Annotated in this window: 11 protein-coding genes; 9 read left to right on the top strand and 2 right to left on the bottom strand. The window is 70.9% G+C overall.

Features of this window, described 5'->3' with window-relative positions; all coding sequences use genetic code 11:
- Positions 1-41 precede the first annotated feature (41 nt).
- Positions 42-470 carry a metallopeptidase family protein gene (locus ACIQM0_RS24620; RefSeq protein ID WP_123459687.1) on the bottom strand — a complete coding sequence of 143 codons (429 nt, stop codon included), beginning with the start codon at positions 468-470 and terminating at the stop codon, positions 42-44.
- A 323-nt stretch (positions 471-793) separates the two neighbouring features.
- Between ACIQM0_RS24620 and ACIQM0_RS24615 the strand changes: the two genes are divergently transcribed.
- From ACIQM0_RS24615 to ACIQM0_RS24580, 8 genes are all read left to right on the top strand, one after another.
- Positions 794-1,171, top strand: coding sequence for a DUF3499 domain-containing protein (locus tag ACIQM0_RS24615; RefSeq protein WP_363031033.1), 378 nt, complete (start codon positions 794-796; stop codon positions 1,169-1,171).
- Positions 1,172-1,266: 95 nt separating this feature from the next.
- The gene (locus tag ACIQM0_RS24610; RefSeq protein WP_401290248.1) at positions 1,267-2,664 is read left to right on the top strand and encodes a phosphomannomutase/phosphoglucomutase; all 1,398 of its coding nucleotides are present in this window, start codon (positions 1,267-1,269) and stop codon (positions 2,662-2,664) included.
- A 187-nt stretch (positions 2,665-2,851) separates the two neighbouring features.
- Positions 2,852-3,034, top strand: a complete 183-nt coding sequence (locus ACIQM0_RS24605; RefSeq protein WP_018552946.1) for a Trm112 family protein — start codon at positions 2,852-2,854, stop codon at positions 3,032-3,034.
- A 52-nt stretch (positions 3,035-3,086) separates the two neighbouring features.
- Positions 3,087-4,223 carry an SIS domain-containing protein gene (locus tag ACIQM0_RS24600; protein ID WP_401290245.1) on the top strand — a complete coding sequence of 379 codons (1,137 nt, stop codon included), beginning with the start codon at positions 3,087-3,089 and terminating at the stop codon, positions 4,221-4,223.
- Positions 4,224-4,360: 137 nt separating this feature from the next.
- Positions 4,361-5,557 (top strand): mannose-6-phosphate isomerase, class I, encoded by a 1,197-nt coding sequence (gene manA, locus ACIQM0_RS24595; RefSeq protein WP_401290242.1) that lies wholly within the window; start codon positions 4,361-4,363, stop codon positions 5,555-5,557.
- A gap of 89 nt (positions 5,558-5,646) precedes the next feature.
- The gene (locus ACIQM0_RS24590) at positions 5,647-6,768 is read left to right on the top strand and encodes a cation diffusion facilitator family transporter (RefSeq protein WP_401290240.1); all 1,122 of its coding nucleotides are present in this window, start codon (positions 5,647-5,649) and stop codon (positions 6,766-6,768) included.
- Positions 6,769-7,015: 247 nt separating this feature from the next.
- On the top strand, positions 7,016-8,473 hold the full coding sequence (gene ahcY, locus ACIQM0_RS24585; RefSeq protein ID WP_401290237.1) for an adenosylhomocysteinase: 1,458 nt from the start codon (positions 7,016-7,018) through the stop codon (positions 8,471-8,473).
- 246 nt (positions 8,474-8,719) lie between these two features.
- Positions 8,720-9,331 carry a hypothetical protein gene (locus ACIQM0_RS24580; RefSeq protein ID WP_401290234.1) on the top strand — a complete coding sequence of 204 codons (612 nt, stop codon included), beginning with the start codon at positions 8,720-8,722 and terminating at the stop codon, positions 9,329-9,331.
- Here ACIQM0_RS24580 and ACIQM0_RS24575 read toward each other — a convergent pair.
- Complete coding sequence (locus ACIQM0_RS24575; protein ID WP_401290232.1) at positions 9,328-10,338, bottom strand: RDD family protein; 1,011 nt, start codon at positions 10,336-10,338, stop codon at positions 9,328-9,330. The genes ACIQM0_RS24580 and ACIQM0_RS24575 overlap by 4 nt on opposite strands.
- Positions 10,339-10,458: 120 nt before the next feature.
- Between ACIQM0_RS24575 and ACIQM0_RS24570 the strand changes: the two genes are divergently transcribed.
- Entirely contained in the window at positions 10,459-11,466 is a 1,008-nt protein-coding gene (locus tag ACIQM0_RS24570) for a stage II sporulation protein M (RefSeq protein ID WP_401290229.1), read from the top strand.
- Positions 11,467-11,953 lie beyond the last annotated feature (487 nt).

The following is an 11,953-nucleotide window of genomic DNA, read 5'->3' as shown; positions in this document are numbered from 1 at the left end:
CGAGGTGGCCCCCGCCCCGCCGCCCTGCCCCGCTTCGCCCGCTACTCCTGCCCGTACCGCGGGTCGACCGACTCCGGTGCGAGCCCGAGCAGTTCCGCGACCTGCTCCACCACGACCTCGTGCACCAGCAGCGCACGCTCGTCGCGGTTCTTGGTGCGGATCTCGACGGGACGCCGGTAGATGACGATCTGCGCCGGCCGTTCCTTCTCGGCGGACAACGCGTTCCCGAGCGGAACGGTCTCCTCCCCGGTGCTCGGCACATCGAGGACCACGAAGTCGACCTCGGCCAGCTGAGGCCAGCGCCGCTCCAGTCGCTCCACGGAGTCCTGCACGAGATCACGGAAGCTGTCCGCCCGGCTGGCCGAGAGCGGCACCTGCGGCGGGGCGACGGGCCCACGCATGCCTCGGCCGTGTCGGTCTCGGCGCCGCGGTCGCGGCTCGGACGGGTGGGGCGGTACGGGACTGTCCATCACCGACGCAGCGTAACGCTCCGCGGGGCCGGCGGACGGCTGCTGCCCGGGGACGGACCTGCCTGTCCGCTCTTGAGTGATCCGGCCACGGGGGAGCCCGTTTCAGGCCCCGCTCATGACCGTTCGCCTTCCGTCTCATGACCGTTTTCGAGACGAGTGGTGACCCGAACCGTGGCCGTCATGACCTGCGGCCTTCTGCTGCCGCGCAGGTCGGGGGAGCCGCCGCCGGAGGCCGCCGTACCCCGGGTCACAGGGCGACACGGTGGGGTGAGCCGGGGGAGAGTCGTCGCAGCCCGCTCAAGAGTGCGGTAGCGTCCAACATCGTGAGCCCTGTACGTCGCTGTTCGCGCACCGCGTGCGGCCGCCCTGCCGTCGCGACACTGACGTACGTCTATGCCGACTCGACTGCGGTCCTCGGCCCGCTCGCCACCTACGCCGAGCCCCACTGCTACGACCTCTGTGCCGAGCACAGTGAGCGGCTGACCGCGCCACGCGGCTGGGAGGTCGTCCGGCTCTCCGACCCCTCCGCGCCCGTCCGCCCCAGCGGCGACGACCTCGAAGCGCTCGCCAACGCCGTACGGGAAGCGGCCCGTCCGCAGGACCGCGGCGACGGGCCCCGGGGCGGCGGTCCCCGTACCGCGGATCCGGCGGAGGTCGCCCGCAGGGGCCACCTCCGCGTGCTGCGCTCGCCCGACTCCTGAGCACGAGCCGTGGTGCTCCGCGTCCCCGGAGCGCGAGGTGATCCGGGCCGCCGGGTAGTTTGGCGGTCCGAAGAAACCCTCAGGAGGACCGTCCCGTGACTGCAGACCTGTCGCAGCTCGTGAAGGCGTACGACGTTCGCGGAGTCGTGCCCGACCAGTGGGACGAAGCCCTGGCCGAGCAGTTCGGAGCGGCGTTCGTCGAGGTGACGGCCGCGGCCGCGATCGTGATCGGCCACGACATGCGCCCCACGTCCCCCGCCCTCTCGGGAGCCTTCGCCCGGGGCGCCGCGGGCCGCGGCGCGGACGTCACGATGATCGGTCTGTGCTCGACGGACCAGCTGTACTACGCGTCGGGGTCGCTGGACCTGCCGGGCGCGATGTTCACCGCCTCGCACAACCCGGCGCGGTACAACGGCATCAAGATGTGCCGTGCGGGCGCCGCACCGGTGGGGCAGGACACCGGCCTCGCCGAGATCCGCACCCTGGTCGAGCAGTGGTCCGTGACCGGCGCCCCGCAGCCGACCGCCACCCCCGGCACGATCACCGCACGGGACACGCTCACCGACTACGCCGCGTACCTGCTGTCGCTGGTGGACCTGTCCGCGATCCGGCCGCTGAAGGTGGTCGTGGACGCGGGCAACGGCATGGGCGGCCACACCGTGCCCACGGTCTTCGCGGACCTGCCCGTCGACCTCGTCCCGATGTACTTCGAGCTGGACGGCACGTTCCCGAACCACGAGGCCAACCCCCTGGACCCCAGGAACATCGTCGACCTCCAGGCCCGGGTGGTGGCCGAGACCGCCGATCTGGGTCTGGCCTTCGACGGCGACGCGGACCGCTGCTTCGTCGTGGACGAGCGGGGCGAGGGCGTCTCCCCGTCGGCGATCACCGCCCTGGTCGCGGCCCGGGAACTGGCACGCAACGGCGGCCGGGGCACGGTCATCCACAACCTGATCACGTCCCACTCGGTCCCGGAGGTCGTACGCGAGAACGGCGGCACCCCCGTCCGGACCCGGGTGGGCCACTCCTTCATCAAGGCGGAGATGGCCGCGCACGGGGCGATCTTCGGCGGCGAGCACTCGGCGCACTACTACTTCCGCGACTTCTGGAACGCGGATACGGGCATGCTCGCCGCCCTCCACGTCCTGGCCGCTCTGGGCGGCCAGGAGGAACCCCTCTCCGCCCTGGTCGCCCAGTACGACCGCTACACCGGCTCCGGCGAGATCAACTCCACGGTCGACGACCAGCCGGCCCGCACGGCCCAGGTGCGGGCGGCGTTCGCCGACCGCGAGGGCGTGACCACCGACGACCTCGACGGCCTGACGGTCACGGCCCCGGACTGGTGGTTCAACCTCCGGGCCTCCAACACCGAACCGCTGCTGCGCCTGAACGTCGAGGCCCGCGAGGAAGAGACGATGAAGGCGGTACGGGACGAAGCCCTGTCCCTGATCCGGAGGCCGGAAACCACCGCCCCCGGCTCAAGCCAGTCCTGAGCGGGCCTTGCAAGACCCGCCGCGGGCGCGCCCACCCCCACCGCACCCTCAATAAGAGCCCCCCGGCCAGGCCGCGCCCCCGTCACCCCAGCGGTAGGCTGACGTCGCCCGATCCAAGAACAAGCAGCAAGAACAAGCAGCAAGAAACAAGAACACGCACTCGCGCCCGCCCGAAGGGACCCACCCCATGCCGCTCGAAGCCGGCCTCCTGGAGATCCTGGCCTGCCCGGCCTGCCATTCCCCCCTCGACGACCGGTCGGCGGCCGACAGCCCCGAACTGGTCTGCACGGGCAAGGACTGCGGCCTGGCCTACCCCGTACGCGACGGCATTCCCGTCCTCCTCGTCGACGAGGCCCGCCGCCCCGCGTAACCGGGCCCCACACCCCGCACGGTGATCAGCGTGTGATCGGAGGACCGTCCCCATGCTCGACGAGTCGTTGCTCGACGCCCCGGAAGCCCTGGCCCGAGCCGACCGCCGCGGTCTGCTGCGCGGAGCCGCCGAGGCAGGGGCGAGGGTCCGTACCGCCGCCCGGCACGCGACGGAGGCCGGAATCACCGCACTGAACCCGGAGGGCCGCCCGCGCGCCGTCCTGGTCGCGGGCTCCGGCACCGCCGCCTCCGGCGTCGCCGACCTGATCGCCGCCCTCGCCGGGGCCTCCGCGCCGGTCACACGCATCCACCCCACCGGCGTCGCCCCCGCCGCGGGCGCGATGCGCTGGACGCTGCCCGGCTGGGCCGGCTCCCTCGACCTGCTGCTCATCGCCACGGCGGACGGCTCCGAACCCGGCCTGGCCCTCGTCGCCGAGCAGGCCTACCGCCGCGGCTGCACCGTGGTGGCCGTCGCACCCCGGCAGTCACCGCTGCGCGAGGCGGTCGACGGCGTGCACGGCCTCGTCGTACCGATGGCCTCCGCCCCGCACGGCGAGTACGACGCCGAGACGTCGGCCGCGGGACCGGGCACCCTCTGGGCCCTGTTCACCCCACTCCTCGCGCTGCTCGACCGCGTCGGCCTGGTCACCGCGCCCCCGGAGACGCTGCAGAGCGTCGCCGACCGCCTGGACCGCACGGCGGAACGCTGTGGGCCGGCCGTCGCCACGTACAGCAATCCGGCCAAGACCCTGGCCTCCGAACTCGCGGACACCCTCCCGCTCGTCTGGACCGAGGGCGAGGCGGCGGCCCCGGTCGGACGCCGGTTCGCCGCGGTCCTGGCCGAGCTCTCCGGCCGCCCGGCCCTCGCGGCCGAACTCCCCGAGGCGCTCCCCGTCCACGGGGGACTGCTGGCGGGGGCCTTCGCCGCCGGAGCGGACCCCGACGAGTTCTTCCGCGACCGGGTCGACGAGCCGCAGGCCCTGCACGCCCGCGTCGTCCTGCTCCGGGACCGGCCCACCGGCGGCCTGAGCGCGGCCCCCGCGGCCCGCGAACTCGCCCTGGGCCACGAGACACCGATCAGCGAACTCGAACCGGAGGAGGGCAGCAAGCTCGAAGCCCTCGCCGAACTCCTCGCGGTCACCGACTTCGCGGCCGTCTACCTGTCCCTCGCCTCGGAAGCCCGTACCTGAACCACCACCACCGCGAGGCGCGGCACAGCAGGAGACCCGACCTCACGCACGCCGCAGGACCCGCGCACCCGAGAGCTCCACGCTCCCCGTCGCACCTCCACGAACCACGCATCCCACACAGCACGAGGACACACTCCATGGACCGGCTCTCCAACACCGTGCGCCCGTACGCCTGGGGCTCCACCACCGCCATCCCCGCCCTGCTGGGTGTCGCCCCCACCGGCGAGCCCCAGGCCGAGATGTGGATGGGGGCCCACCCCGGAGCACCCTCCCGGATGATCCGCACCGGCCCCGGCGCGGTCCCCGGCACCCCGCAGGCCGCCACCGAGCACCCCCTCACCGACGTCATCGCCGCCGACCCCGTCGGTGAGCTCGGCGCGGCCACCGTCGAGAAGTTCGGCCCCCGCCTCCCCTTCCTCCTCAAGCTGCTCGCCGCCGGAGCCCCGCTCTCCCTCCAGGTCCACCCCGACCTCGCCCAGGCACAGCAGGGTTACGCGGACGAGGAGCGCCGGTCCGTCCCGATCGACGCACCCCACCGCACGTACAAGGACGCCAACCACAAGCCCGAACTGATCTGCGCGCTCACCCCCTTCGACGGCCTGTGCGGCTTCCGCAAGCCCATCGAGGCGGCCGAGGCGATGGAGGCGCTGGGCGTCGACTCCCTCAAGCCGTACGCCGATCTGCTCCGCGCCCACCCCGAGGAGGCCGCGCTGCGCGAGGTCCTCACGGCGATCCTCACCGCGGACCCGGCACAGATGGCGGAGACGGTGACCGCCGCGGCAGTCGCAGCGGAACGGCTCGGCGGCGCGTTCGCCCCGTACGCGCGGATCGCCCACCACTTCCCGGGCGACGCGGGCGTCATCGCGGCCATGCTGCTGAACTACGTGCAACTCCAGCCCGGCGAGGCGCTGTTCCTCGGCGCCGGGGTCCCGCACGCCTACCTCGACGGCCTCGGCGTCGAAATCATGGCGAACTCGGACAACGTGCTGCGCTGCGGACTGACGCCGAAGCACATCGACGTACCCGAACTCCTGCGCATCGTCCGCTTCGAGTCGACCGATCCCGGGGTCCTGCGCCCCGAGGCGTCCCCGTCCGGCGAGGAGCTCTACGAGACGCCGGTCGACGAGTTCCGGCTCTCCCGCTTCGACCTCTCACCGGGCGCCGACCCCGTCGACCTGACCGCGGCCACACCGCAGATCCTGCTCTGCACGGCGGGCGCGCCCCGGACCGGCGACCTCGGCCTCGTACCCGGCGACTCGGTCTTCGTACCGGCCGGGGAGAAGGCCGAAGTGTCCGGCGCGGGCACGCTGTTCCGTGCCACTGTGGTGGCCTGACGTACCGTCCGCACCATGGACTGCAACAATGTCCGGCCGTACCGCGGCCACCGGAGCCGCAGCACCGAACGAAGGGACACCAGGCACCCATGAGTGCGTCAGGCGGAACCAAGGCGATCGTGGCGGCGCTCGGCGCCAACCTCGCGATCGCAGTGGCCAAATTCGTGGCGTTCCTGTTCAGTGGCTCGTCGTCGATGCTCGCGGAGAGCGTCCACTCGCTCGCCGACTCGGGCAATCAGGGACTGCTGCTGCTCGGCGGCAAGAAGGCCAAGCGAGAGGCCACCCCCCAGCACCCCTTCGGGTACGGGCGCGAGCGCTACATCTACGCCTTCCTCGTCTCCATCGTGCTGTTCTCGGTCGGTGGCATGTTCGCGGTGTACGAGGGCTACGAGAAGATCAAGCACCCGCACGAGATCGAGGCCTGGTACTGGCCGGTCGGGGTGCTGGTCTTCGCGATCATCGCCGAGGGCTTCTCCTTCCGTACGGCCATCAAGGAGTCCAACGAGACCCGGGGCGCGCTGTCCTGGACCGAGTTCATCCGCCGCGCCAAGGCTCCCGAGCTCCCCGTCGTGCTGCTGGAGGACTTCGGCGCGCTCATCGGTCTGGTCCTCGCCCTCGGCGGCGTGGGCCTGGCCGTCGGCACCGGTGACGGCGTGTGGGACGGCATCGGCACGCTCTGCATCGGCATCCTGCTGATCGTGATCGCGATCGTCCTGGCCGCAGAGACCAAGTCCCTGCTGCTCGGCGAGGCCGCCGGCACCGACCAGGTCGAGAAGATCAAGGCCGCGGTCGTGGACGGCGACACCGTCACCGGCATCATCCACATGCGTACGCTCCACCTCGGCCCGGAGGAACTGCTGGTCGCCGCCAAGATCGCGGTCCAGCACGACGACACGGCCCTCGAGGTGGCCAACGCCATCAACGCCGCCGAGTCCCGCATCCGCGAGGCGGTCCCGATCGCACGGGTCATCTACCTGGAACCGGACATCTACAACGAGGCCGCGGCCCGCTCCGGAACCAACCCCGCCAAGGACCACCCCGGCGCGGACCCGGCCACGGACCCGGCCACGGACCTGGCCAACGGCTCGGGCGGATCAACCGCCGTCGCCACCGAACCCGCATCGACCGAACCTCCATCGACCGAACCCACATCGACCGAACCCGACAAGGCGCCCGACACCCCGGCCGACCCGACCGAATCCGGCCATTGAACGCACCCGACGCGCCTTCGAGACCGCTCCCGGACCCGGTGGGCTGGGAGCGGCTGGGCCGTTCGGTGTAGATTCGAGTGCAGTGCCAGACGTCGCTGCTGATGGCGGTCGAGCGGTCCGTGGTTACGGACCGGCCGAGGGAGAGAGGGCCTCCGACGGATTGCGCTGCGAGCCGCTCGGGCATTCGTGTGCCCGGCGCCGCAGAGCCGCCCACCCACCCTCGACCCATCACGAGGAGCAGCCCGTTATGACGACGGTCGCCAATCGACAGGACTTCAAGGTCGCCGACCTCTCCCTCGCAGCCTTCGGCCGCAAGGAGATCAACCTCGCCGAGCACGAGATGCCCGGCCTGATGTCGATCCGCAAGGAGTACGCCGCCACGCAGCCGCTGGCCGGCGCCCGCATCACCGGTTCGCTGCACATGACCGTGCAGACGGCCGTGCTGATCGAGACCCTGGTCGCCCTCGGCGCCGAGGTCCGCTGGGCCTCCTGCAACATCTTCTCGACCCAGGACCACGCGGCCGCGGCCATCGCGGTCGGTCCGACCGGCACGCCGGACGCCCCCGCCGGCGTCCCGGTCTTCGCCTGGAAGGGCGAGTCGCTGGAGGAGTACTGGTGGTGCACGGAGCAGGCTCTGACCTGGCCGAACACCCCGACCGGCGGTCCGAACATGATCCTCGACGACGGTGGTGACGCCACCGTCCTCGTCCACAAGGGCGTGGAGTTCGAGAAGGTCGGAGCGGCCCCGGACCCGTCGACGGCGGACAGCGAGGAGTACGCCAACGTCCTCACCCTGCTGAACCGCACCCTCGGCGAGGACCCGCAGAAGTGGACCCAGCTGGCGTCCGAGATCCGCGGTGTCACCGAGGAGACCACCACCGGTGTGCACCGGCTGTACGAGATGCACCGTGACGGCTCCCTCCTGTTCCCGGCGATCAACGTCAACGACGCGGTCACCAAGTCGAAGTTCGACAACAAGTACGGCTGCCGCCACTCGCTGATCGACGGCATCAACCGCGCCACCGACGTCCTGATCGGCGGCAAGACCGCCGTCGTCTGCGGCTACGGCGACGTGGGCAAGGGCTGCGCGGAGTCCCTGCGCGGCCAGGGCGCCCGGGTGATCATCACGGAGATCGACCCGATCTGCGCCCTTCAGGCGGCGATGGACGGCTACCAGGTGGCCACCCTCGACGACGTCGTGGAGCAGGGCGACATCTTCGTCACCACGACGGGCAACAAGGACATCATCATGGCCGCGGACATGGCCCGGATGAAGCACCAGGCCATCGTCGGGAACATCGGCCACTTCGACAACGAGATCGACATGGCGGGCCTCGCCGCCATTGACGGCATCGTCAAGGACGAGGTCAAGCCGCAGGTCCACACCTGGACGTTCTCCGACGGCAAGGTCCTCATCGTGCTGTCCGAGGGCCGTCTGCTGAACCTGGGCAACGCCACGGGCCACCCCTCGTTCGTCATGTCCAACTCGTTCGCGGACCAGACCCTGGCCCAGATCGAGCTGTTCACCAAGCCCGAGGAGTACCCGACCGACGTCTACGTGCTGCCCAAGCACCTCGACGAGAAGGTCGCCCGCCTGCACCTCGCCGCGCTCGGAGTGAGGCTCACGACGCTCCGTCCCGAGCAGGCCTCCTACATCGGTGTCGACGTCGACGGCCCGTACAAGTCCGACCACTACCGCTACTGATCCCGTGACCGGGGCGGCCCGCCGGTCACCGGTCACAGCGACCACCGGTCGGTGACGGCCGGTCGGTGACGACCGGCCGCCGGCGGGCCACGCGGCCCCGGACCCCGAGCGCGCGGACGCGACAGCGTCAGCAGGCCCGTCGGCTCAGCAGCACAGCGCAGCAGCTACGAAGCAGGCCCCCGCACCCCCGTGTCGGGGGCCTGCTTCGTACCGCACCCGCACAGCCCGAGGAACCCGAAGGACCCCATGCCCCGCGGCCGATATTCGCTCCACGACCTTCACGACCACACCCCCCTCGGTGAAGAGCACTTCCACTGCGCCCCCGGCCCCTCCGGCTGGCGCTATGTTTCCCAGACGACCGCCCCGTCCGGCGACCACCTCGGATCCATCGATCTCACCCTGGACGAACTCGGCCGCCCGATCCGCCTCGAACTCCACGCCGCGAGCTGGCGGATCCGCGGCGCCGCCCTCGAAGGCGTCACCTGGGTCCGCTCCGATCCGACCGGCACTCACGCCGACGAAGGCAATGTCCGCGCCCACACCTTCACCGGCACTTCCCCCGCCTTTCTCATCGCGACCGCACGCCTGTTGCGCCTCACCCCCGATTCCCCCGCCACCCGTCTCCGCGTCGTCGCCTTCACGGATCCGGTCCTCGCCCCCCGTACTGTCGACCAGTCCTGGGCCCTGGTGAACAGTGAAACGCACGCCACTGACAACGGACCGCTGACCGTGGACGAATACCAGGTCAACGCCTTGGACACCGGCGAGCAGCACACCCTCCACATCGCCGGCGACGTAGTCCTCTCGGCCCCCGGCATCGAGCTCGAAGAGCTGGAATCCCCACCCTCGACGCGCTAGGCGGGCGGAGCGAACCCGGTAGCGGGCGGCCGCGCCCGATCCGCCCCGGGAGCCACCACGCCCCCGCTCCCCGCAGGGGCCACAGGGAACACAGGCGCCGGGTCTGCAGAAGGGGCAACAGGGGCGCCAGGAACAGCTGGGGCGCCAGGAACAGCCCCCGAGCCCCACGGCTGCTCACCCGCACCCCCGCCCGCCGGGCCGGGGCCGGAAGGCCCCATCCACGGACCCGTACCGCCGGGGCCGTCGGCGGAGGTACGGGAAGCGGCGAACATCCGGTGCGCATCCCGAGCCTGCCGTTCGTTCACCACGGCCGCCAGGTACGCGGCGGCGGGCACGCCCACCGGAGCCGGAACCCCGGTCCATCCGGCGAGCTCTCCGGCCAGCCGCCCCGCCATGGTCCGGCCCACATCGGCGTCCAGCTGGTGCATCCGCGTCAGGTACTGGCGCACCGCCAGCCACAGTCCGTCCGGAACCGCCGACAGGTCCAGCCCGGCGAAGCGTCCCACCAGCCAGGGAGGCGGCGGCGGAACAGTGGCGGCCCGGCCCGCCGGCAGCCGCTCCCGTACGACGAGCGTCCCCGCGAAGACGTCCCCGAGCCGCCTCCCACGCGCCGACACCAGCGACGCGACGGAGGCGACCACCCCGAGCGTCATGAGGATCTCCACGACACCCATCGCCCCACGCACCAGCGCGTGCCGGAACCGGATCGGCCCCCCGTCGTCCCGCACCACCCGCAGCCCGCACGCCAGCTTCCCCAGGGAACGGCCGTGGCTGAGCGTCTCCACCGCAATCGGCGCTCCCACCAGGACCAACAGGAACGTCGCCACGGAGATGGCGGCGGACGCCGCCCCGTCCAGTGAGGCCGTCGCCACGGTCAGTCCGACCGACACCAGGACGAACACCGTTCCCACTGCCATCAGATCAATGGCCAGAGCCAGCGCACGGCTCGGCAGTTTCGCCGGCCGCAGCCCCAGCACGACCGCGTCCCCGGTCACGAGCTCACTCATCGCCGCCCACCCTTCGCCGACCATCCCTGCCCCTCGGGGCCACAGTCTGCCAAGCTGACCCGCAAACGCGCCGCAGCAGTACGGACCCGTACGCACCCATGCCTGGAGCAGCAGCCGACCATGGACCTCGACGTCTTCGTCAACGCCCACCGCAGCGAGTGGGACCGCCTGGACCACCTCCTGCACCGCGGGCGCAGGCTCACGGGCGCGGAAGCCGACGAACTCGTCGACCTCTACCAGCAGACGGCCACCCATCTCTCCCTGATCCAGTCCAGCGCCCCCGACCCACTGCTCATCGCGCGCCTCACACAACTGGTGGCCCGCGCCCGTGCCACGGTGACGGGCACCCGCCGGGCCTCGTGGCGCGACGCCGCGCACTTCCTCACGGCAGGATTTCCCGCGGCGGTCTACCGCTCCAGGCACTGGTGGATACCCACAGCCGTCCTCTCCGCGCTCCTGGCCGCGCTGATCGGCTGGTGGATCGGTACCCACCCGGAAGTCCAGTCGGCCATCGCCGCCCCGGACGACCTCCGCCGCATGACCAGTCCCGGCGGCGAGTACGAGACCTACTACTCAAGCCATCCAGCGGCCTCGTTCGCCGCCCAGGTCTGGACGAACAACGCCCAGGCCGCGGCCATGTGCCTGGTGCTGGGCGCGTTCCTCTGCGTCCCGGTGATCTGGATCCTCTTCCTCAACGTGCTGAACCTCGGGGTGGGCATCGGGCTGATGGCCTCGGCCGGCCGGCTCGACACCTTCCTCGGTCTGATCCTTCCGCACGGACTGCTCGAACTCACCGCTGTCTTCGTGGCGGCCGGCACCGGCCTCCGTCTGGGCTGGACGGTCATCGACCCCGGCCCCTACACCCGGCGCACAGCCCTGGCGCAGCAGGGCCGCGCCGCGCTCGGCATGGCCATCGGGCTGGCCCTGGTCCTGTTCGTCTCGGGTGTCATAGAAGGCTTCGTCACCCCCTCCGGCCTCCCGACCTGGGCCCGTATCGCCATCGGCATCGCCGCCGAGCTGGCCTTTCTTGCCTACGTCTACATCCTGGGCGGCCGCGCGGCCCGAACCGGCGACACCGGCGACCTTGCCGACGCCGAACGAAGCGCCGAACTCCCGGTTGCCGCCTGATGTGCGTACGGCTCCTCTGACCTGCTAGTCTCCTCCTCGCCCCAAAAAACCGTTGACACGGCGGACTGGGGGAGGTAGATTCGAACGGTTGCCTCGAACTGGACAAGTTCGGGCCCAGCAGTTAGCGTCATCTCGCTCTCACCGGAAATTGAATTTCCGCAGAGCCATTGATTCCCACTCTCTGGATCACGAAGCCGATTAGTTCGGCGGAACTGTTTCTGATAAAGTCGGATCAGCCGAAAGGCAAGGCCACTTCAACGGCCACCGGAAATCAAATTCGAACCGGAAACGGAACGAAATTGAGTCTGGTAAGGTTGGAACCGCTGGAAAGGGAAACGCGAAAGCGAAGAACTGGAAAGCGAAACTGCGAGGCCCGCTTCGACCGGGAATCGGACACGAAAGAGTCTGATAGAGTCGGAAACGCAAGACCGAAGGGAAGCGCCCGGAGGAAAGCCCCAGAAAATGTTCTGGCGGTGAGTACAAAGGA

Source organism: Streptomyces sp. NPDC091387, assembly GCF_044756945.1.
Classification (GTDB): Bacteria; Actinomycetota; Actinomycetes; order Streptomycetales; family Streptomycetaceae; genus Streptomyces.
Note: the sequence above shows the minus strand (reverse complement) of the source record. Positions and strands in the feature narration are given on the sequence as shown.

Bases quoted from the DNA above. Each gene is read 5' to 3' on its own strand.
- ACIQM0_RS24580 (WP_401290234.1), top strand. From the start codon at position 8,720: ATGCCCCGCGGCCGATATTCGCTCCACGACCTTCACGACCACACCCCC.
- ACIQM0_RS24590 (WP_401290240.1), top strand. From the start codon at position 5,647: ATGAGTGCGTCAGGCGGAACCAAGGCGATCGTGGCGGCGCTCGGCGCC.
- ahcY (WP_401290237.1), top strand. From the start codon at position 7,016: ATGACGACGGTCGCCAATCGACAGGACTTCAAGGTCGCCGACCTCTCC.
- ACIQM0_RS24575 (WP_401290232.1), bottom strand. From the start codon at position 10,338: ATGAGTGAGCTCGTGACCGGGGACGCGGTCGTGCTGGGGCTGCGGCCG.
- ACIQM0_RS24570 (WP_401290229.1), top strand. From the start codon at position 10,459: ATGGACCTCGACGTCTTCGTCAACGCCCACCGCAGCGAGTGGGACCGC.
- ACIQM0_RS24605 (WP_018552946.1), top strand. From the start codon at position 2,852: ATGCCGCTCGAAGCCGGCCTCCTGGAGATCCTGGCCTGCCCGGCCTGC.
- ACIQM0_RS24600 (WP_401290245.1), top strand. From the start codon at position 3,087: ATGCTCGACGAGTCGTTGCTCGACGCCCCGGAAGCCCTGGCCCGAGCC.
- ACIQM0_RS24620 (WP_123459687.1), bottom strand. From the start codon at position 470: ATGGACAGTCCCGTACCGCCCCACCCGTCCGAGCCGCGACCGCGGCGC.
- manA (WP_401290242.1), top strand. From the start codon at position 4,361: ATGGACCGGCTCTCCAACACCGTGCGCCCGTACGCCTGGGGCTCCACC.